Annotated in this window: 23 protein-coding genes; 18 read left to right on the top strand and 5 right to left on the bottom strand. The window is 41.6% G+C overall.

Annotated features, from left to right (window positions below; genetic code table 11):
- Positions 1–34: 34 nt before the first annotated feature.
- Positions 35–739, bottom strand: coding sequence for a DUF928 domain-containing protein (locus F7734_RS03830; protein ID WP_347566120.1), 705 nt, complete (start codon positions 737–739; stop codon positions 35–37).
- Between the two features lie 954 nt (positions 740–1,693).
- Between F7734_RS03830 and F7734_RS03825 the strand changes: the two genes are divergently transcribed.
- The 12 genes from F7734_RS03825 to F7734_RS03775 all read left to right on the top strand — a co-directional run bounded on the left by F7734_RS03825 (position 1,694) and on the right by F7734_RS03775 (position 14,173).
- Positions 1,694–2,959: an NF038122 family metalloprotease gene (locus F7734_RS03825; protein WP_243146658.1), complete on the top strand. Its 1,266-nt coding sequence runs from the start codon at positions 1,694–1,696 to the stop codon at positions 2,957–2,959.
- A gap of 213 nt (positions 2,960–3,172) precedes the next feature.
- Positions 3,173–5,773, top strand: a complete 2,601-nt coding sequence (locus F7734_RS03820; RefSeq protein ID WP_155743451.1) for an S-layer family protein — start codon at positions 3,173–3,175, stop codon at positions 5,771–5,773.
- A 260-nt stretch (positions 5,774–6,033) separates the two neighbouring features.
- Positions 6,034–7,581, top strand: coding sequence for an energy transducer TonB (locus F7734_RS03815; RefSeq protein WP_155743450.1), 1,548 nt, complete (start codon positions 6,034–6,036; stop codon positions 7,579–7,581).
- Positions 7,582–7,632: 51 nt separating this feature from the next.
- Positions 7,633–8,028, top strand: coding sequence for a VOC family protein (locus F7734_RS03810; protein WP_155743449.1), 396 nt, complete (start codon positions 7,633–7,635; stop codon positions 8,026–8,028).
- A 45-nt stretch (positions 8,029–8,073) separates the two neighbouring features.
- Entirely contained in the window at positions 8,074–9,741 is a 1,668-nt protein-coding gene (locus tag F7734_RS03805; protein WP_155743448.1) for a response regulator, read from the top strand.
- Between the two features lie 239 nt (positions 9,742–9,980).
- Positions 9,981–10,241: a hypothetical protein gene (locus F7734_RS03800; RefSeq protein WP_155743447.1), complete on the top strand. Its 261-nt coding sequence runs from the start codon at positions 9,981–9,983 to the stop codon at positions 10,239–10,241.
- A 50-nt stretch (positions 10,242–10,291) separates the two neighbouring features.
- Positions 10,292–10,603, top strand: a complete 312-nt coding sequence (locus tag F7734_RS03795) for a type II toxin-antitoxin system RelE/ParE family toxin (protein ID WP_347566119.1) — start codon at positions 10,292–10,294, stop codon at positions 10,601–10,603.
- Between the two features lie 129 nt (positions 10,604–10,732).
- Positions 10,733–10,900, top strand: coding sequence for a CopG family transcriptional regulator (locus F7734_RS65050; RefSeq protein ID WP_155743446.1), 168 nt, complete (start codon positions 10,733–10,735; stop codon positions 10,898–10,900).
- Positions 10,901–10,952: 52 nt separating this feature from the next.
- Positions 10,953–11,582: a Uma2 family endonuclease gene (locus F7734_RS03785; RefSeq protein WP_155743445.1), complete on the top strand. Its 630-nt coding sequence runs from the start codon at positions 10,953–10,955 to the stop codon at positions 11,580–11,582.
- Between the two features lie 21 nt (positions 11,583–11,603).
- Complete coding sequence (locus F7734_RS65945) at positions 11,604–11,831, top strand: type II toxin-antitoxin system VapC family toxin (protein WP_347566123.1); 228 nt, start codon at positions 11,604–11,606, stop codon at positions 11,829–11,831.
- Between the two features lie 88 nt (positions 11,832–11,919).
- Entirely contained in the window at positions 11,920–13,311 is a 1,392-nt protein-coding gene (locus tag F7734_RS03780) for an ATP-binding protein (RefSeq protein ID WP_155743444.1), read from the top strand.
- 10 nt (positions 13,312–13,321) lie between these two features.
- The gene (locus tag F7734_RS03775; protein ID WP_243146657.1) at positions 13,322–14,173 is read left to right on the top strand and encodes an ATP-binding protein; all 852 of its coding nucleotides are present in this window, start codon (positions 13,322–13,324) and stop codon (positions 14,171–14,173) included.
- 72 nt (positions 14,174–14,245) lie between these two features.
- Here the strand turns inward: F7734_RS03775 and F7734_RS03770 are convergent, their stop codons facing one another.
- Positions 14,246–14,779 carry a Spy/CpxP family protein refolding chaperone gene (locus F7734_RS03770; RefSeq protein ID WP_155743443.1) on the bottom strand — a complete coding sequence of 178 codons (534 nt, stop codon included), beginning with the start codon at positions 14,777–14,779 and terminating at the stop codon, positions 14,246–14,248.
- 606 nt (positions 14,780–15,385) lie between these two features.
- Between F7734_RS03770 and F7734_RS03765 the strand changes: the two genes are divergently transcribed.
- Positions 15,386–15,844, top strand: a complete 459-nt coding sequence (locus F7734_RS03765; protein ID WP_155743442.1) for a hydrocarbon-binding protein — start codon at positions 15,386–15,388, stop codon at positions 15,842–15,844.
- Here F7734_RS03765 and F7734_RS03760 read toward each other — a convergent pair.
- Positions 15,841–16,746, bottom strand: a complete 906-nt coding sequence (locus F7734_RS03760; RefSeq protein ID WP_155743441.1) for a helix-turn-helix domain-containing protein — start codon at positions 16,744–16,746, stop codon at positions 15,841–15,843. The genes F7734_RS03765 and F7734_RS03760 overlap by 4 nt on opposite strands.
- 144 nt (positions 16,747–16,890) lie before the next feature.
- On the opposite strand from F7734_RS03760, the gene F7734_RS03755 reads away from it, so the two are divergent.
- Entirely contained in the window at positions 16,891–17,274 is a 384-nt protein-coding gene (locus F7734_RS03755; protein WP_155743440.1) for a DCC1-like thiol-disulfide oxidoreductase family protein, read from the top strand.
- Positions 17,275–17,357: 83 nt separating this feature from the next.
- Here the strand turns inward: F7734_RS03755 and F7734_RS03750 are convergent, their stop codons facing one another.
- Positions 17,358–17,777 carry a hypothetical protein gene (locus F7734_RS03750; protein ID WP_166481711.1) on the bottom strand — a complete coding sequence of 140 codons (420 nt, stop codon included), beginning with the start codon at positions 17,775–17,777 and terminating at the stop codon, positions 17,358–17,360.
- A gap of 386 nt (positions 17,778–18,163) precedes the next feature.
- On the opposite strand from F7734_RS03750, the gene psbQ reads away from it, so the two are divergent.
- The 3 genes from psbQ (at position 18,164) to F7734_RS03735 (ending at position 20,835) form a co-directional block, all read left to right on the top strand.
- On the top strand, positions 18,164–18,631 hold the full coding sequence (gene psbQ, locus F7734_RS03745) for a photosystem II protein PsbQ (protein ID WP_155743439.1): 468 nt from the start codon (positions 18,164–18,166) through the stop codon (positions 18,629–18,631).
- Positions 18,632–18,837: 206 nt separating this feature from the next.
- Positions 18,838–19,950 (top strand): FAD-dependent oxidoreductase, encoded by a 1,113-nt coding sequence (locus F7734_RS03740; protein WP_166481719.1) that lies wholly within the window; start codon positions 18,838–18,840, stop codon positions 19,948–19,950.
- A gap of 42 nt (positions 19,951–19,992) precedes the next feature.
- Positions 19,993–20,835, top strand: coding sequence for an alpha/beta fold hydrolase (locus tag F7734_RS03735; protein WP_155743438.1), 843 nt, complete (start codon positions 19,993–19,995; stop codon positions 20,833–20,835).
- Positions 20,836–20,953: 118 nt separating this feature from the next.
- On the opposite strand, the gene F7734_RS03730 is transcribed toward F7734_RS03735, so the two are convergent.
- The gene (locus F7734_RS03730) at positions 20,954–21,166 is read right to left on the bottom strand and encodes a hypothetical protein (RefSeq protein ID WP_155743437.1); all 213 of its coding nucleotides are present in this window, start codon (positions 21,164–21,166) and stop codon (positions 20,954–20,956) included.
- A gap of 80 nt (positions 21,167–21,246) precedes the next feature.
- Between F7734_RS03730 and hemJ the strand changes: the two genes are divergently transcribed.
- Positions 21,247–21,822, top strand: coding sequence for a protoporphyrinogen oxidase HemJ (gene hemJ / locus F7734_RS03725; protein ID WP_155743436.1), 576 nt, complete (start codon positions 21,247–21,249; stop codon positions 21,820–21,822).
- Positions 21,823–21,977: the final 155 nt, after the last annotated feature.

Raw genomic sequence — 21,977 nt, 5'->3', positions numbered from 1 at the left:
CAGTTAATCACCAAACATCTTGCGCCTTACTGCTCTATTCATCCCCATAAGTCAAATAAGTCGATCGCGGTGCCAAAGGTGCATTGGCGATCGCATTTAAACCTACAGCATTTAACAGTTGTTGCCAAGAAGACTGTATAGTTTGGTTATGAGGCTCAGCTTGCCTTAATTTAGCCAGTTCAAAAATAGTATCATACCAAATACCTTGTTTGGCTAAGTGAGAAGCCAACTCTAGAGAAGGAGACGAGTTGCTTTGATTTTTCAAGCCTCCTGGATATTGAACTCGTTGAATCCATCCACTGACGAGTGGGCTATCTGGCTCTAATTCAGATGAGCAAATCATTGCCAAAGACCATTGATAATTCTTACCGGGCTTGATTCCGGGTGCGGAGTTAGGGAGTTTGATTGCCATCACGCCCGGTTTTGCAGGTAAATTGATGGTTTTTTGGTAGTGGTTTTTGGCTTGCTCATCATGTACGCTAAACAATGCTGTTTTGGCAGTAGTAGGCGGAATGTAGACTAATATTGTCGGACGCTCTTTTACAGTCAAACCAATTCTGCTTGACGGGAGTAAGGCGGTGATCGAGGCTGTATCTCCTACGTTTTCAGCCATGAGGCAATTGTTCCCATCTCGAGAAGCTCCTCCTGTTGACTGTCTTGGTGCTGGTAGCCGTGGAGGTTTGAAAGTTACTTGAGCCGCTTCCAGCCCATCCCATGTAGGTGTAAAAAACACTAACACGAACAGAGCTCTTCCCAAGAGGAGGAATTTGGGCACGGAGTTACGCTGATTTTGCATATACTATAATGTGCGTTTAGAGTTTTTGAGAGGGTTAAATGAGGGTTAAATATTAATATTTAATGTTTATGTACCGTTATTAAAGTTTGCGGTTAACTGATTCACACCCTGAAAATCATGACATTTGCTTGTTTTAAACATTTGGTTTTCTTTTTGTTACTAATATTACACCTAAAGCTGGTATTTTTGCAAAAATTTAAACTTATTTTTTTTTAAGCTCAATATCATTTTTTTAAAGAAAAATAGCCATTGTAATTTATTTCATAAAATAAAAAACTAGTATCTCCCAGATACTGGGTTTCGGAGGAGCGACATTATCTCACAAATCGAATAGGATTGTTATAGCAATTTTTGATTTTTTTTGTTAAATTTGTTACATTGCATTAGACCTGAATTGGTTTTCGCACCTGGAAGTGCTCTCCTTATAAAGGGGGGCTGGCAGCTCTTTGTACTTTGCAGCAGGACTAACTGAGCAGTGTTGCACCCTACTTTGTGTTTTGCAGATAGAACTAGTCTAAATGGATTCTAGTATATTTACTGGTAAAATAAAATCCGGGTATATGAATTTTTTCAAGTAAGTCTAAATGTATTTACGTCCAATCATGTAGCAGGATAGTTAGTTAAAAGATTTTCATGACCCGAAAGATAAAGCATTTCTTAATTGGTTGCAAACTGGCAATGAGAAGCATTAGAACTCACAAGCCTCTTGTGTACAGTGGTAGAATTAAAATAAAGCCAGATACTCATTTGAGAAAATGGTTGTTGCTACCATTACTTCTTTGCATTGCGATTATTGGTAACTCAACACTGGCACTGGCAAAAACTACGTATACTATAAACTCGACAACAAACACAAACTTCGAGATCTATTATGGAGCTGAGATTACATTAACACAAATGATTGCAACGGAAGTAGCAGCCCAGCTATGGTCAGAACTGTTAGCTGATGATGTTACTATCAAGTTATTTGTAACAACTACCAATCACATGCCTAGAGGCGTTTTGGGAAGCGCAACAGTGGAGAAGTTAGTATCCGAAACTCCATACCAAAATTTCCTCTCTAAACTTTCTGCAGGTAAAAAATCGCTGAATGATAAAATTGCCTACAAAAACCTGCAAAAAGGAAACAATGGAGAGGCTTCTGAGTTAAGTGTGATGGTTAACGAGCGCGTATTATCAGGCATTGATGATATCCAACTTGCTCGTGCTAATGCCAAAGCCTTAGAACTACTTCCCAGCAACGATTTAAATTTTGACGGTCATATTGTTTTAAACAAACTCAGTAACTCCTCATCAGGTATCCCATTGACATGGAGCTATAACTTGACCAGCAACCAAATTCCGTCTGACACATTAGACTTTTTAAGTATGGCTGTACACGAAATAGGTCACACTCTCGGTTTTATCAGTGGAGTAGATAATCCTAACTTACAGTTGGCAATCAAAAATGACAAAACCAGAGGTATACCTATAGAAGAGTCTGTTGTAGAAGACAGTATCACTCCACTAGATCTATACCGCTTCTCCAATCAAAGCAAAGACAAGATTGTATTGGGTGATAATTACAGCTTGATTACCATGGGAATACCAGATTTATCACCCGGTAAAGTTGCTTTCACAACTTTCGATTTAGGGTTGTCAAAGGTTGAGTATATGTCAACAGGAGATACTACACTAGGTGGAGATGGAAACCAAGCCTCTCATTGGAACCAAGACAAAAACGCTGTCATGGAGCCTTATCTACGAACCGGTCAAAGAGAGGCGATCGCCAGCGCGGATCTCATTGCATTCGATTTAATTGGTTGGGACGTGCGATCGGAAGCTAAGTCACTGAACCAATTGGGAGCTATTCTACCAAGCCTGTACGAGCGAGCCAAAGCGACAGCAGAATACAAACTTGCCAATTCTTCAACTTGGATTCTGATCGATCCCCCACTACTCGTAAATCCCATCACTTTAGACGTTAACAACACGCAGAACAATAATGTCGATGATAGCGATGATGTTGATGACCTTACTCCTCTTTCAGCGTATTCACAAGATTCTGCTTTAGCAGAGGTTTGCAATAATTCACAGAACAATAACACATCTCATTGTATATTATGGCGGACTTCTGGTTTCGGAAAATGGAGAGAGTATTATGGACAATTAGGTTTAAGATAAACGTAGCAACCAAATGCATCAATTACCGAAGAAAGGCAGATGGCAGAAGGTAATTGTAATATTTAATAAGAAGTTTCTCTGTGCCATTTGTCCATACCATTTAAAGTAGGGTGGGCTAAAGCCTAGCACATAAGGCTTTTAAAAAGAAATGCTCACCCTACGTATATCTCAAAATCAGGTAAAATTTTCCTGTATTAAGAACAGTACAATAATATGTTTTTTAAATTGAGAATAATTTTACAAAAAGCTTTATATTTCTGTTTTCAAAGAAGATACGTATATCATCTTATTACTATTTCTCTGGTTTGGAATACCCCATTACCAGCTAGAGCACAAACCCAAATAACTCCAGATGGTAGCCTACCTACTAATATCAACAATAATGGTGGGGGGGTCTATGAAATTACTGGAGGCGGGCAACCTAACAAAGGTACCAATCTTTTCCACAGCTTAAAAGATTTCTCCATCAAATTGGGAGACACAGCTCGATTCGTTCATCCTCAAGGTATTGAGAACATTATCACCCGTATCACTGGCGGGTTGCCTTCTCAAATTAACGGCACTATTCAAACACTTATAGAAGGTACTACAGATATTGGTCGTGCCAACCTCTTTCTGATCAATCCCAGTGGTATTATCTTTGGAGAAAATGCCCGTTTAGATATAGGTGGTTCTTTTTTTGCCACCACTGCAGATAAACTAAAATTTGCTGACGGTACGGAATTTATTGCCACCAACTCTACAGCCAATCCACTGCTAACAATTAGTGTTCCTATTGGCTTGCAGTACGGGTCGAATCCTAACAGTAGTATTCGTGTCAACGGAAATGGTCACAATTTAGGATTTTCCTTTGACTCTGGTTATGTAGATCGTAGTAACCGTCCATTAGGATTGCATTACGGAACCCAAACAGGTAAAACCATAGCTTTGGTGGGTGCGAATGTGGTTTTGGATGGTGGAAATATCACCCTTCCAGAAGGAAAAGTGGAAATTTGGTCAGTCAAGAATGGTGAAGTTTCTTTAATCAACAACAACCAACAACTACAACTTGAACCAGGGCAAGGAATTAATTACAGTCATATAGAATTGTTGAATGCAGCATCTATTGATACTAGTGGCAACAGTGCAGGTAGTATACAACTGCGAGGTAAAAACATTAGCCTGACTAATGGTTCAGTCATTGTTACAGACACTTTAGGGAATGGCACTTCAGGAACACTCAATATCTTGGCGTCAGAATCCGTAAAGATACAAGGAATAGTTGATAATTCAAACAGTCAATATTACAGTGGTATATTTGCTGATGTTGCACCAAACGCAACAGGAGATGGCAGCAACATCACTATCGAAAGTAAATCCTTACAGGTGATTGATGGAGGTCAAATACAAGGTGCCACTTTTGGGATTGGTTCTGCAGGTGATTTATATGTCAAAGCTGCGGATATTCAACTTGTTGGCGATTCTCGACTAGCAGCAAGTGGTCTCGCTTCCCCAGTTACACCAGGAGCCACTGGCAATGGAGGTAACTTAATTATTGAAACTGAAAATTTAAGAGTTTTAGCGGGTGCTCAAATTACCACAACGACCTTTGGCTCTGGGAATGCTGGAGACCTAACTATCAAAGCTTCCGATATAGAAGTAAAAGGTGTCGCAGAATATACAGACATTTTTACAGGTGAAAGTGACGAAAACCCCAGTATACTTGCAGCTGCAGTCGAAAAAGTATCAGGATTTCCCAATTCTGGTATCGGTCAGGGTGGAAACGTGAAGATTCAAACCCAAAATTTGCGTCTTGTGGAAGGTGGCCAAGTCGTTTCTGCAACTTCTAGCTTGGGAGATGCGGGGAATTTGCAAGTTAACGCTAACAATGTTGAATTGATAGGAGTTAGCAAAACAACTCGTAGTGGCTTATTTGCTAGCGCCATCCAAGAGAGTGGTGATGGAGGCAATATCACTGTCAATGCTAATCAGTTAACGATTCGTGATGGGGCTACTATTAGTGTTAGCAACTTCCAAAGTCAAAACAAACTTCCTCCTGGTACAGGGGCAGCTGGTAGTATTCAGATGAATGTCCTTTTTCTACTCATGAAACAAGGCACAATTACTGCCGATACAAACGCCGGCGATTTTGGAAACATTACAATCCAATCGCAAAACATAGTAATAAGTCAAGGAAGTAGGATGACTACCAACGCCCTCAACAGTTCCCTTGGTGGAAATCTTAGTATTTCTACCAATTCTTTAGTCGCTGTAGAAAATAGTGACATAACTGCAAATGCTCAACAAGGTTTTGGCGGAAGGGTAGCCATCAATGCCCAAGGTATTTTTGGTAGCCAAGTTCGCCAACAACAGACTTTAGAGAGTGATATTACTGCCTCCTCAGAACTAGGACTGGAATTTAATGGTACGGTGCAAGTCAACACCCCTGGTGTAGATCTTTCTCGCGGGTCGGTGGAACTACCAACAACTTTAACCGATCCCTCCCAACAAATTGCTACAGGTTGCCCTACGGCAGCAAGAAACAACAGTTTAGTCTTTAGTGGACGAGGTGGATTACCAGAAAACCCCGATAATACGCTACGAGGCCAGACTTTATGGTATGATATGCGGAATTTGCCAGACTCCCAACAAGCAGAAAGTCAACCTCAAATAATTAACAAGCAGTCTCATAGAACGCAAATACCAGACGAAAGCATTGTGGAAGCGAAAGGATGGGTAATGAATTCCAAAGGCGAGTTGGAGTTGGTGGCAATGGTACCATTAGCTATTGCTGGTTTGCCAGTTCCCAGTTGTGATGGAGGGGATAGGGGGTAGGGAGTAGGGAGTAGAAAACACGTAGGTTGGGTTGAGGAACGAAACCCAACATTTCCATGCCTTTGTTAGGTTTCTCCACATATCTTTGAGCAAGATAAGAACATTTTCCGCAAGAACATGAAAGACAGCAGCACAGGTCTTTCGGTAATCTTCTTATTATTAAGGAAAAAAACACTCTTTATGCATAGCTGGGGCATACCGAAAATAATGTTAAATAGAGTTTTGAGGCTGCTGTTGAAACAATAGGACGCTAGCTCGCTATGGTTAAGTCTTATACATTACAGCCGGAAAAAACAGAACAGAGCGATCGCCTTCCTAAAGATTTGCTCTTCTACATAGTCGCTTCAATTTTCCTACACGCCATCATATTATTTGGCGTCGATTATTGGATGCAAGTTTTTAAGCCCAATCGAGAGAGAGAACTTTCCCAACCCATTCCTATAGAATATCTTGAAGTTCCTCCCGAACCAGCAAAGACACCTCCAGTAACCTTAAAACGCGCTGCTAGAGATTCAGTTAACGGTGGCAAAGTCAAACAGAAAAGTTCAATTTCTGTTAAAAAGTCGGCATCCCCAGCAGAATCTAAGCCCCCTGCTGTTCGCCCTCAAACCTTACCCGAACCAAAACCAGCAACAGTATCGCCACCAAAACAACCAACGCAACAACCAGCCATATCGCCAAATTCGTCATCTCAACAAGCGCAATCTCAAGCATCAAAAACGGTAACACCTCCTGTCACGCAACCAACAGAACCTAAAATCGCTCAATCAGAAATTCCCGCCAAGACTTCTTCTGAACCGCAACTTCCACAAATAGAGGAAACTCCAGCTGTTGTACCACCAACCGACGTACCGCAACCAACACAAACTCCAGGGGATACAACAGCACTCACCAACCAACTCAGACAATCAACTGTTGCGCGTCGCTTGAGGACGTTACCAACACCCAAACCGCAACCAACACAAACGCCAAGCGATACCACAGCACTCACCAACAAACTCAGACAATCAACTGTTGCGCGTCGCATTAGGACGTTATCAACACCCAAACCACAGCCAACAAACACTCCAAGCGATACAACAGCACTAACCAACAACCTCAGACAATCAACTGTTGCGCCTCGCGTTAGGACGTTACCAACACCCAAACCGCAACCAACACAAACTCCATCTGCAATCCCATCACAACCCAAACCCCAGCAAACAACTATTGCTCGCAGTACCGCTTCTTCAAACTCTAAACCCAATCAAACGAATGTTGCACCTGCAGATCAACCAACAAATCGAACACAAAAACTGGCAGCAAGCCCTTCCTCTAGGCAATTACAACCTCGGTCAATTCAAAGCACGCCACCTAGAGTCAAGCCATCCCGAACATCAGGAGCAGCAAGTCGTTTAGGTGGTCCAGTCAGTTTATCAAGTCGTAATATTCAGGAGAGTTTAGCCGCCCTACCCCACTCTAACCCTTCCAATCGAGCTTTGGATGGTATTGATGCTCGCAAAGATGACCTGGGACCTTATCTCGAACAATTGCAGCGACAGGTGAAGCAGCAATGGATACCAGGGCTTACCCAATCCTCCCGCCGAACAGTCCTTTACTTTACTATTAGTCGTTCGGGTCAAGTCAGCGGTCTTCAAGTTGCACGACCATCTGGATTCGATGCTATTGATGAAGCTGCACTAAGTGCCGTCCAACGAGCAGCACCTTTTGCTCCTTTACCTACTACATATTCAGAAAACTATTTATCCATTGAATTTACATTTAGTATCAATGTGTATGGGCAACTCGATTTATTCATGGGGCAATAGGGACAGCAAAATAGGAGAATAAATAATTAAATTCACACACATGGGGTCAACATGAAAGTTGGTACAGCATATACAAGATTGCTTGTCAAAGACTGGAAAGCTTGCTTTTTGTTCTACAAAGAGGTTATTGAATTTGATGTTGCAGTGGTAGATGAAGAAGCCGGATATGCTGAGTTTAAAGCCGGAGATATGCGGTTAAGTTTATTTCGACGACAAGAAATGGCACAAATGATTCACAATGCTGATAAGCCTGCTCATGCTGAATGCCAAGACACTGTAGCTCTAGTTTTTGTCGTACAAGATTTAGAGGAAGAATATCAGAGATTGAGGCATAAAGGCGTGAATTTCACTGCTACACCTATGAATAATCCATATTACAACTTAAAAACAGCTTATCTTCGAGACCCAGACGGCACTTTAATTGGTTTGTACCAATATTTAGTGTAATGTAAAATACACCAAGAATTTAATAAAGGAGGTTGTCAAAGCGCTATGGCTACGAAACCTGTAATTATGACGGTGGACGACGATCCAGAAGTTTTACAAGCTGTGGCGCGAGATCTACGCCAAGAGTACGGCGATCGCTTCAGAATCATCCGTGCCGAATCTGGTGCTAGTGCGCTCGACGCGTTAGAACAACTCAAGCTCCGCAATCAACCAGTGGCATTGTTTTTAGCCGATCAACGGATGCCACAAATGTCTGGAGTGGAATTTTTGGAACAGGCAATGTCACTGTTCCCTGACGCAAAACGGGCATTACTAACCGCTTATGCAGATACTGATGCTGCCATTCGCGCCATCAACACCACCAAAATCGATTACTACTTGATGAAGCCGTGGGACCCACCAGAAGAACGTTTGTATCCAGTGCTTGACGATTTGCTGGATTATTGGCTAGCAGATTTCCGTCCACCATTTGAAGGCATACGTGTCATTGGCAATCGGTGGTCTCCCCATTCCCATCAGCTGAAAGACTTCTTAGCACGAAATCAACTGCCTTATCAGTGGTTGGATATTGAGCTATCAGAAGAAGCACAAAAATTAGTGGACTATGCTGAGTGCGATCGATTACAATTGCCCCTGGTTCTTTTTGGTGATGGTTCCAATCTCATGCAGCCAACCAACCTTCAAGTTGCTGAGAAAATTGGGCTGCGAACGCAAGCAGAAAAGCCATTCTACGATTTAATTATCATTGGGGGCGGACCTGCAGGTTTAGCAGCTGCGGTCTATGGAGCATCAGAAGGGCTACGCACTGTGATGATTGAACGAGAAGCTCCTGGGGGTCAAGCAGGAACAAGTTCGCGTATTGAAAATTACCTTGGCTTTCCTGTTGGACTGAGTGGGGGAGACTTGGCACGACGTGCTGTCACTCAGGCAAAACGCTTTGGGGTTGAGATTTTGACACCACAAGAAGTTACAGATATTCGCTTGCAAGATCAGTATCGAATTGTACAATTAGGAGATGGGAATGAAATCAGCTGTCATGCCATGATTTTGGCATTAGGTGTATCGTGGCGGCGGTTAGATATTCCGGGGCTAGAACGGTTGACAGGTGCAGGAGTGTATTATGGTGCAGCGCAGAGTGAAGCTTTGAGTTGCCAAGGAGAAGACGTTTACATCATTGGAGGCGCAAACTCAGCAGGACAAGCGGCAATGTACTTTTCTAGGTACGCCAATCAAGTGACTATGTTAGTACGTGCTGATTCTTTAACAAAGAGTATGTCGCAATACTTAATCGAGCAAATTGCAGAAACACCAAATATTACAGTAAAGACACATACTAGTGTAATAGAAGCAAAAGGCGAGACAAGTTTAGAAGCACTGACTCTTCAAAATTCCTTAACTGGTGAAACACAGACTGTTCCTGCAACTTCCCTGTTTATTTTTATTGGTGCAGTTCCTCGTACCGATTGGTTAGATGGAGCGATCGCAAGAGACGAACGGGGTTATATTTTAACAGGTCCCGACTTGCAAAAAGATGGGAGTCCCATTAAAGGATGGACATTAGAACGCGATCCCTTTTTACTTGAGACAAACATCCCCGGTATTTTTGCAGTAGGAGATGTGCGCCATGGTTCGGTAAAGCGAGTTGCTTCCGGAGTCGGTGAGGGGTCAATTTGCGTTCAATTTGTTCACCGATATCTTAGTAATGTGTTGTAAGCATACATTACGTAGGTTGGGTTGAGGAACGAAACCCAACATTGAACCCTTATTGTTAAATTTCGTTGCTCAATCCAACCTTTTTAATAAAGTAGCTTAATGAATCTATATCTCCTATAATTCCCTAAGTTCTTGACAAAATAACAGTTTTACCTTGTTACCGCCCTTATACTTCAATATGGTTCGGTGAAGGCTTAAAGTAACGTTACTGTGCTATAATTTTAAGCTGACAGAGGACAATGAAAATCAAAGCATACGAATTTCCGGCAAAAATCACACCTGAAGGAACGTTAGAAGTTCCTGAAGAACTTTTGGGCAGTTTTCCCAGCGCTCAAATTGTAAGAGTGATTGTGTTAATCAACGAACCAGTTGAGGTGGAAAAAGCCGATGACAATGCTGTAGAATTTTCAGCAGACAGCTTTCGTCAATCGTGGCACGAAGCAATAACCGGACAAACACTTTCTCTTTCCCAGTTGTGGGAAGATATTGAAGTTGACTGAATCATCTCCCATAGAAATTAGACTAACAGTTGAATTTCAACGGAAAATTCGTGTCCAAAAAGTATCGCCAGATTCAAAGGGATCTAAAAGAAATTATAGAGCAATTGCAAGCCGGAAATCTCCCAGGCGATCGCCTCACTGGCGTAGGTTATGAAATATTCAAGGCGCGGGTTAAGAATAGGGATATCAAAAAAGGTAAAAGTGCTGGATATCGACTCATTTATTGGATTCATTCATCGAACACTATCGTATTACTAGATATTTACTCAAAGTCTGAGCAGGAGGATATAGAAGTCACAGAAATTCAGCGAATTTTGATTGAGTTTGAGAAGCACAGTAATGCAGAAAAAACAGAAGAATAAACCGAATCGAGGAATCAATAATATAACTCTGGTGCTATAGTAACGGTAGCTAACGGTAAATGTCAGCAATATAAAAAAAAGAGCTAGATAGCCCATAATAGGGGTATTTAGAATCACTTAGCGCTATCCATGCCGCCAACCAAGAAACCCAAAATCTCTATTTGTATAACTCAGGAGCAGAAAAAAATCTTAGAGGAGTGGGCTGAAAGCGAAACACGCTCAATCAGCAATCTAGTAAACCATCTTATTGAGCAAGGTATACAAAAATACATACAGAAAAAAGCAAATAAACAATGAACTTAGCAGCAAAGTCCATATCAAATGACAATTTAGATGGGAGACTTTTATTATGGTCACAACCATAACACCCGCAGAAACCAGAACCATACTTGAAAACATTAGCTGGCAAACGTTCAAAAGTATGCTGGCTGATATGGGATCGGGGCGTAACACCAGACTTGCTTATGACAATGGAATAGTAGAAATTATGTCTCCACATAAGGCACATGAAAACCCCAACCGCTTAATTGAAGCTTTTATTGGGGTGTTATGTGAAGAACTGGGCTTGGAAATTAGCCGCACTGGCTCGCTGACTTTAACAAGAGATGACTTGGAGAAGGGAGGGGAGCCAGACAGTAGCTACTACATCCAGAATGAGTTTTTAGTTAGAGATAAGGAAAAAATAGACTTGAGCAAAGATCCACCGCCAGACCTTGTACTTGAAGTGGAGTACTCACGTTCTGCCATAAATAAATTGAATCTTTACGCTTCAATGGGTATCCCAGAATTCTGGCGTTACAACGGTAGTATCCTGCAGATTTACAGACTCAGTGGCAAGCAATATTTAGAAGTTCAAAGTAGTCCTACCTTTGCCCCTGTGCCAGTGAAAGAAATTCCTCAATTTATTGAAGCAGCTAGAAAAAATGGGGAAATGGCAACGACTCGTGCTTTCCGTACTTGGGTTAAAAGCTTAATATGAGCGACTACTTATGTTAAAGAAATTTATACATTTAGTACAGCTAGTATTTGGGAAATAGCGATAAAGCAAAGCACTGGCAAGCTTAGTGTTAACAAACCATTTCGTGAATTAATAGAGCAGCAACTCAATTTAAATGATTTCTCTTTGCTAAACATCTCAATCGACCATCTTGCTGTTGTTGCTACTCTTCCGTTTCACCATCGTGACCCTTTTGATAGACTGTTAATTGCACAAGCTATTGTCGAATAAGTAACTGTTTTAAGTGCTGATTCAGTCTTTGATGCCTATCTAATTCAGCGACTTTGGTAATTAAAAATATTCTTATAAAGGAGTTGCCATGCTGCACGATCCAAATCAAATGACGCTTTTTCCTAAGTTGCCAGATGAAGCTTTGGAGGAAATGAAGCAGCACGGTACGGAAATAGAACTCAATCCAGGTGATGTCCTTTTTTATGAAGGTGATTCCAACTATTGCTTTCATGTCGTCCTTGAAGGTGAAATCGAAATTGCAAAGCAAGTTGGCAAGGAAACAAGAGTGCTTGCTGTTCACCGCGCTGGTGAATTTATGGGAGAAATTTCAATGCTGACTGGTGCAACTTCTATTGCTACCGCCCGTGCGATCGCACCCAGTCGAGTTTTGCGAATTGAAGTCGATATGTTCCGGCATATCCTTGCCGAATGTTCGCCTTTAGCTGACACAATACTAACAGCTATGGCAGGACGTACTCAAGATGTAGAAGCACAACTCAGGCAACAAGAGAAGATGGCAGCATTGGGTAAAATGTCAGCAGGGCTTGCTCATGAATTAAACAATCCGGGGGCTGCAGCGCGACGGGCGGCTTGTCAGCTGCGCGAGAACTTTCAAGACTTACAAACTATATCTCTACAGCTTAATTTACTTTCCAAAGAGCAAATTAAAATAATTACCGATATTCAACGTCAAGCCACTGATAACGCTACTCGTGCGGCTAAACTCGATCCCCTAACTCAAAGCGACAAAGAAGACGAAATTACAGACTGGTTGGAAGACCATGATATCGGCAATGCTTGGAAACTAGCCCCTACATTGGTTAATGGCTTTTTAGATGTTGAAAAGCTTGATTTTCTGGCAGATAATATCCCTGGCGAGTGTCTTGGCAGTGTTCTGAAATGGTTGGAAGCATCATTATCATCCTATGGGCTGATTGACGAAATAGAACAAAGCACAACTCGTATTTCCGATCTGGTAAAAGCAATTAAGGGCTATTCCTACATGGATCGAGCACCTTTACAGGAAATAGATGTACACGAGGGAATTGAAAATACTTTACTTATCCTACATCATCGGCTTAAACACGGAGTTATTGTTAACCGCGATTACGATCGCACTCTCCCAAAAATTTGTGTTTATGCAGGGGAACTTAACCAAGTATGGACAAATTTGATTGACAATGCCATAGATGCAATGAACGGTAAAGGAAATTTGACAATTCGCACATATAAAGATAAGAGTACTTGTCTTGTGGTAGAAATTATTGATACAGGAGCAGGTATTCCCCCAGCCATTCAATCTCGAATTTTTGAACCATTTTTTACAACTAAAGGAGTAGGTAAAGGAACTGGATTGGGTTTAGAAATTGCCTATCGTATTATTGTTAATAGACATCACGGTAACATTAACTTTAAATCTCAACAAGGACATACCTGCTTTCAAATCCGTTTACCTTTAACAGTGACCAGTGACCAGTGACCAATGACAAATGAGTGTAGTTATTCCCGATGACATTCTTACTGCTGCTGGAATTTCAGGAACAGCAACAAAACTAGATCCAATCGCACAAAGCGATTTAGAGGAAGAACTCGTGCAATGGTTAGAAGCATACGCTGTGACCAATGCTTGGAAACTTGCTCCTACTTTTGTAACATCAGGGCTAGATATAGAATGGTTAGACAATGTTAGAAAAAATGTTGGTGAGGAGTTACTTTGTAGTGTGTTGGCTTGGATAGATGTAACGCTGCAAGAAACTGGTTTATTAGATGAAATAGACCATTGTACGGCACGAATTTCTACCCTTGTTGAAGCAGTTAAAGATTATTCTTATATGGATAAAGCAGCACTTCAGGAAATAGATATTCATGAGGGTATTGAAACGACTTTAACAATTTTAAATCACAAACTCAAGCAAACTCATGTGGAAGTCATTCGAGAGTTTGATTGTGAAATACCTCACATTTATGCTTATGGAAATGAACTCAATCAAGTTTGGACGAATTTAATAGATAATGCGATTGATGCTTTAGTAATGGGGACTGGGGATTGGGGATTGCGGACTAGGGACAAATCATCCCAATCCCCAGTTCCTAAAATTTGGATTCGTACAAGTTGTGAGAATGACTTGTTGTTAGTAGAAATTGCAGATAATGGACTTGGTATCCCTCAAGACATTCAACCTCATATATTTGAGCCATTTTTTACCACTAAAGGTGTGGGTCAGGGAACTGGTTTGGGTTTACACATTGTGTATCGCATTGTAGTAGGACAGCATCAAGGTGACATTCGCTTGTTCTCTCAGCCCGGAGACACTCGGTTCCAAATCAGGTTACCAATGTGAAGCTTTTTTCAAACCGTATTTCTTACAAGTCGGGAGAGATATAGCAGTACTGAAATGCTAATTGGCTCATTACTATATAGGAAATCCACCAAAACTTTCTGGATTATTTCTATTATGTATTTGCTCAGTGCGATCGCGTATGAGTTGTTGTTGTTCAGGAGTGAGAATCTCAGAGATTTTTTGCCTTTGTGATTCCATAGCATCTTGTATTTGTTGTTTTTGCTCGTCAGATAAGTTGAGCGACAGCATTGCTTGTGGTGGTTTCTGACCTGCTGCAATGGCTTGTTTTAAGGTATCGCGCTGTTCGTTTGTAAGAATTTCGTCGAGCTGAGTACGAGTATCTTCTTGAACTTCTTTCAGTTTATCCTTTTGCTCATCGCTGAGGTTAAGCTCCTTAAAATCTGGTTGTCCTTGTTCTGTAACGGGAAAACCTTGTCTTCCTGGAAATTGCCTTTGGTTTGGTGGGAATTGTGCCAGTATTACAGATGCAGTTGTAATAATAGCTGCTGTAGTGAGGATAAATACTGATATATACTTGAATTGCATCCGAACTCCTAAACATTGTTGTGTAGAAACTCTTTCTTGTTTGTTCCATGTTTTCATCATAGAAAACCCCAATCAAACACACATGGTACTGTGTCTCTAATTTCATCTAGTGCTTTATTCCTAGTTACTGATGCCAAAAATGTAACTAAAAATCTAGATATTAAGTAGGTAGGGCTAAAGCCCACCACTCGCAATACTGCCAGGACTCTCGAATTTTAGCTTTGTTGGGTTGAGCACGCGCGTTACCCAACAAATGCTTCTAGATGTTGGGTTTCGTTCCTCAAACGCCACTTCACTCAACTCTGGGAACCAGAGCACTTTTTGTGGCTCCCCAACCTACGTGTTTTGGAATTTATGTCTCAGCCCTTGTAGTATTGCCACCACTCGCTTATTGTTAGTAGAAAATTTAGATAATAAGTCTAATTATAATTCGCAACTGATAACCTGCATTGCCACGAAGTTTAGCTACAATAGTAAAACAATCTTAAGATTTATTTAACGGTTTTCTTCCTAAATAAAACAATACAAATATGCTGATGAACTCAAGGCAAACACTGTTGCACATTAAGTTGCTCTTTGTTGTATCCTGAAGTTCTTACAGCCAAAATCCTAATAGGAAAAGCTACAACGAGAGCTTAGAAAAGTTAATCTACAGGAGCGTAATTGATGCTACGTCCAACATTGGGAGATTTTAGCAGCATTGTCTGTTTTAAGGCAGCAATTGAGGGAATGGAAGAAACTTTGGGCGAAAAGACGATAGCGATCGCATTAACTGCGGCAGGTCGCAATCGCGGTAAAAAGTTAGCACAAGAATTAGGTTTGGTAGGAACAACCATATCCTTAGATAATATTGCTTACAAGCTTAGACTCGCTTTAGGTCAAGATGGTACGCGGCTTTGTGTCATCGAGCGAATTTTCTCTGAAGATAATACTATAAAAGTTTACACTTCAGAAACTTTGTGTTCTGCGAACGAACCCCAAGGTTCAACTCGTCAATGTACCTATACATTAGGCGCTGTTTGGGGCGCTCTAGAACAGATCGTTGGTAAACGCTTGCAGGGCAAACACACGGAATCTGTGCTACGTGGAGGTACTTATGATGTATTTGAGTTTACTGAATTTTAGATTTTCACTTGTTTTCTATATGCCTTAGGTGTCGTACCTATTAATTTACGAAATACATTGGTAAAGTGGCTTTGGCTTTGAAAACCTACTTGCTGGCATATCTGATCGATTGCTTCTTCTGTTTTCACTAATAATCTTTTGGATTTTTCTATTCTGGAATTCAAAACATATTGGTGGGGTGAAAAACCTGTTGATTGTTTAAATAACCTTGAGAAATGATATATGCTCATACCTGCAACTCTCGCAATTTCAGTCAAGGTTAAATCTTTTTCTAAATTTTGATTGATATACTCAATAGCTTGTCGTAACTTGACATTCGAGAGGGCTTCCGATTGTGTAGCAATCTTCGTAGAAGAAACAGCATATTGTTTAAGAATGTGAATGCAAAGGGTTGTTGCTAAAGATTCTATATAAATACGGCTACCTTTATACTGCGATTCTAGTTCTGACTTAAGTGCCAATCCTATATGATGAACTAACGGGTCTGGGGTAGCAAAATGGGGTAGTATTTCTAGTTGATGCAAATCCACTGAGTCATAGAGAGCACGGGTAAACATGGTTTCTTCCAAGCTGAGAACCAAAAATTCTACTTCTGAGTGCCAAGTGAATTTATGATAGGTGTTTGCTGGAATCACTGCAATATCGCCATAGTTAATGCTTTCATGGCGCGTGTCACCATTCAACACCCGTTTGGCGCTGAATGTCTGTTTTTCCAAGCTAATGCCGATCGCATACTGTTGGGGACTGTGTTCTGGAGTCTCATGAGCAGGTTGCAAATGATGATCTAAACGAATACATTCCCAATTAGCACGGTAACTTGAAATAAGAGGAGATCGCGGTAGAATTTGTGTATATGCGTCTTCTTGAGCAAAATCCACACATATAATGTTCTCCTGTGGCATCGTTTTTTCCCCAGAAACGATTGCTTGAGTGCGAGTTTATGTTGTATATGCTCTTTTCAACAGCCAAAAGTACTGTATGAAAAAGCAAAAAACTTAATGTTAAAAATATTAACACACTAAGCGTTAAAACACCTACATAGTCCGATGAGTTATTTTGTAATCTACGACGGAAACTGCAATCTCTGTGTGACACTCGTGCAAATGCTGGAAACCCTTGACGGGGGGCAATTGTTTCGTTACATTCCCATGCAGGATGAGCAAAGGCTCTCACAATGGGCTATTACTCCAAGCAATTGTGAATTAGGCATGATTCTTCTAGACGCAAACGCCCCAGAAAGACGCTGGCAAGGCAGTGCTGCTGCTGAAGAAATTGGCAAACTTCTACCTAATGGCAGTATCTTTGTGGATACTTATCGTGCATTACCGGGAGTCAAATGGGTATGCGATCGCATTTACGAACAAGTTCGCGACAACCGTTACACTATTTTTGGCAAGCGTTCTAGCACTTATGTATCGGATAAATGCTAATGGCTAATGGCTAATGGCTAATGGTTAATGGCTGATGAAAAACAACAATTAGCAATTAGCAGTTAGCAATTAGCTATTAGCTATTAGCTATTAAATATTTCCAAGACTTGACGACAGAAAAGTTTTAGTTTGTCGCCGATTTCTGGGGTAGGTTCAGATGTACCAACAAAATTCCAGTTTTCTACTGTAGAAAGTCGCCACTGTTCGCCCAGATGGTTGAAGCCAGAGACTTCAAGCCCAATGGCACGATGTAAATTGCTAATAGGGTCATGATAAAACCGTATTTGAATTAAGATGCTGCGGCTTTGCCAGGACTTACTAATACCTGGAAAATGAAAGCCAATGTCTATGGAATCTGGATCTATTAATTCTCTGGTTTGCGGGTCGTTTCTCCAAGGTTTGAGGTCAGATCTAGCATCTGGAAACTCAAATTTAAATAAGTTAACGACTGTAGCAATCTTGCTGGCGAATTCAAGGTTTGTTGCCATCTCAGCTGCATTCACGAATTAACTCCTCTGTTGCGTTGACTCCTATAAAGGTGTGAAGACAGATAACCGCCAGTAAGGCTTGTTTTGTTATTGTAAGAAATTATACAGATTATCGAGAAGCTCTACGTTTGGGCAACTTTACATGAGAATTTCTTGACAATCGCTGTGGCTGAAATTCCAAAAACCTTGGTTTGATATTTTTGGAATTAAACTATATATATTAAGCAATTGTACTTAATTTTTTCAAGAGAAAAGCAAAAATTGACCTTTTGGCAGAGAATGTGAAGGACAGTTGAGAAATTTTCGGCAAAATCCCTTGCAGACAAGAACGAGGAGATACCGTGGCGATATAAAATGTCACTGAGTAATTGGCAAAAACAGGCAAAATACAACTTTAGGTTATGGCGCGTTATCGCTCAATTCTGTCACTGGTTCTAGTATTGTTGGCAACATTCCTGGTTAGTTGTGGCGGTCCTTCAGTCGCAACAGCACCTCCAACTTACACTCAAGCTCAGATCGAGAAAATTCAAACATATGTCCCTGAAGTTCAAGCTGTTCGCGATCGCGCAGCTGAACTGCAAAGGCTGATCCAAACAAAACAATGGGTAAAAGTCAGGAATTTTATCCACGGTCCGATGGCAGAAGCACGGTTGTCGATGAATTACATCACATCCAATCTGCTACCCCAGAACCAAAAGTCAGCTCGCGAGAGAGTGAAAAATTTGTTAGACCACCTGGTTAAAGTTGACCAAGCTGCTGAGGTCGCAAATTATCAACAAGCTGTGATTAACTCTCAAGCTGCATTTACTGATATCGAAAACTTCCTCAAACTTGTTCCTCAAGCCAGTACTGAGGCTGAGGCGAGTTAGGAGTGATAAGGTGAAGGAGAGGAGACAAGGGGGACAAGGAGGACAAGGGGACAAGGGGGACAAGGGGACAAGGGGGACCAAGGGGGACAAGGAGGACAAGAGGGACACGCAGTGTATGGTACAATCCTCTCCCCTCTCTCCCTTGTTCCCCCTCTCCCCCCTCCCTTGTCTCCCCTCCTCCCCTTGTCTCCTTTGTCTCCCTCCCCATTCCTGACTTATGTAGTGATGAAAGTATTGATGTCGGTTGTGGTGTGGTTGGGGCAACAATTGCTTATGAACTCAGCCAAGTTAAAGGGCTAAACATTACTGTTGTTGACCGCCAACCACCTGCTCAAGCCTCTACAGGGGCAGCGTTAGGCGTTTTAATGGGTATCATCAGCCAAAAAGTTAAAGGCAATGCTTGGCGAATGCGTCAAACAAGCCTTGAACGTTATGAAACCCTCGTTCCTGAATTAGAAGCTCTGACGGGTCGTAAAATTCTATTTAATCGCCAAGGCATTCTCAGTCTTTGCTTGTTGGGAGATTATACCTCCGAGTGGGAAAAGTTGCAAGAAATTCGCCACGCTCAAGGTTTCCCCCTAGAAATTTGGGATGCAACAAAACTCAAGCAGTTGTGTCCTCAAGTTGACAGTGACAAAGCTATCGGCGCTGTGTACTCTCCTCGCGATCGCCAACTCGATCCCACAGCACTGACGTTGGCTTTGGTAGACGCTGCACGCGCTCGTGGTGTGACTTTTAAATTCGGTGTTGATGTTTTAGGTATAAAATCCTTAGAAAGGGTAAGTCACTTCAATGACTATCATCTAGAGACAACACAAGGAAAAATTCCTTGCGATTGGTTAGTCATAGCAGCAGGGCTAGGTTCCTCTCCGCTACTAGCACAATTAAAGCAAGTAGTTGATATCCGCCCAGTTTTAGGGCAAGCTTTACAAGTACACTTAGAATCTTCTTTAGGAAATCCAAACTTTCAACCAGTTATCACCGGACATGATGTTCACATCGTTCCCGTAGGTGGTGGCGATTACTGGATAGGCGCAACCGTAGAATTTCCCACCGATACTCAGGAGATACCACCCAACAAAGAACTGTTAGAATCCGTTAGACAACAAGCGATCGCATTTTGTCCCGAACTAGCATCAGCCACAGTAACCCGTATGTGGTCTGGATTCCGCCCGCGCCCCGAAGGACGTCCCGCACCAGTTATCGGTCAATTACCCGGATGCGATCGCGTCCTTTTAGCAACAGGTCACTACCGTAACGGCGTTTTACTAGCACCAGCAACTGCTTGCGCGATTCGTGAGATGATCGAAATATTTTAACTTAGCGCCTTAGCGCCTTTGCGTGAGACATTTAAAATCAAAATGACAATAACAGAAAACAAAATTCAAGCAGAGTCTTTAGAGTGGTTTTATCGTGAATCTGTACCAATTGGTAGAACAGATTTACTTCCCGTATTGTTATTACATGGTTTAGTATCACAAAGTTATAGTTGGCGCAATATAATGCCAGCTTTCGCACAACAAGGAACCAAATCCATTGCACCAGATTGGATTGGTTTTGGGTTTTCAGCCAAACCAGAGAAAAGAGACTTTGCTTACACACCCGATACATTTATCAATGCATTAGAAGCATTTATCAAAGCCATAGAACTGGAACGGTTTTCCCTTGTTGTGCAAGGCTTTTTAGGGTCTGTTGGTCTGCAATATGCATTGCGACATCCAGAACAAATAGCCAATATAGCTATACTGAATACACCAGTTTCCCAGCAAGCAAAATTACCTTGGAAAATTCAACAAATGGGACTGCCATTAGCAGGTGAAATGATGACTCAAGACCCCTTACTTGTCGATCGCACTCTAGAAGGAGGGAGTCGGTATGTCATCAACGATAGCGATTTAGACGTTTACCGCAAACCGTATTTAAAAAGTTCCGCCTCTGGAAGAAGTCTTTTAGCAACGATTCGCAACTTGCAGTTAAACACAGCAATGGCAGAAATCGAAACAGGCTTTCAAAAATGGCAACAGCCAATTTTAGTTCAATGGGGTACGACCGACCCCTGGTTACCCACAGACATAGCACAAAATTTTGTAAAAACGCTACCCCAAGGTGAATTAATCAAACTCAATGGTGGAGGACACTATCCGCAAGAACATCATTCAGAACCCATTCTTCAAGACCTTTTACCCTTCGTGCGCGTGATTTAACAGTAACCAACGATTTCTCGTTCCCAGGCTGAGCCTGGGAATGCATACACAGAGGCTCCGCCTCCAGTAAGCACTAGTGACCAGCAATTTCTCGTTCCCAGGCTGAGACTGGGAATGCCTACACAGAGGCTCCGCCTCCAGTAAGCACTGCCGTAAGCATTCCCCAACCAACACCACAGAAAACCTTGCAAATGACAAATGACAAATGACCAATAACAACTAAATCATTAATTTTTCTGACCATTTTGTCACCTTCGATGTAATTTCCGTACAATATTTTTTTTAGTGGAACGGCAAAGCTAGATTCACGAGCAAAAAAGTGCAGTTTCATAAAATCAGATAGGATTGCTATATAGCACCTCGAAATCATTAACTTCTGCCAAAAAAATCCTTTGACGGAGACAAAGATTCATGGCTTATTCTTGGTTTAAAGCTTTTCACCTTGTTGGAATAGTAGTTTGGTTTGCGGGTTTGTTCTACTTGGTACGTCTTTTCATCTATCATGTAGAAGCAAACGAAGAACCAGAACCCGCACGAACGATACTAAAAAATCAGTATCAAATCATGGAAAAGCGCCTCTACAACATCATCACAAATCCAGGGATGTTCTTAACGGTAGCAATGGCAATTGGTTTATTAACAACCGAACCGGAAGTGCTCAAGCAAGGTTGGTTGCACGTCAAATTAGGATTTGTCGTTTTGTTGTTAGGATACCATCATTACAGCAAGCGCCTGATGAAGCAATTGGCAAAGGATGAATGCAAATGGAGTAGCCAGCAACTGCGGGCGTTAAATGAAGCACCGACAGTCATGTTGGTGGTGATTGTCCTGCTAGCAGTATTTAAAAATAATCTCCCTACCGATATTACTGCTTGGGTTGTTGTTGGGCTTGTGATTTTTATGGCAGTAACTATCCAATTATATGCAAGAAAGCGTCGTCTGGATAAGGAAAAGCAAACAGAACCAGTAGCACAGCAGCAAACTTAAGATCCACTCATTCCCGGCTTTTTTAGTAAGTACGAAAACACGTAGGTTGGGTTGAGGAACGAAACCCAACATTTACAGACAATTGTGAGAAAACACGTAGGTTGGGTTGAGGAACGAAACCCAACATTTACAGACATTTGTTAGGTTTCTCCACA

The organism is Scytonema sp. UIC 10036, from assembly GCF_009725235.1.
This window is presented reverse-complemented; position numbering and strand designations above follow the sequence as displayed.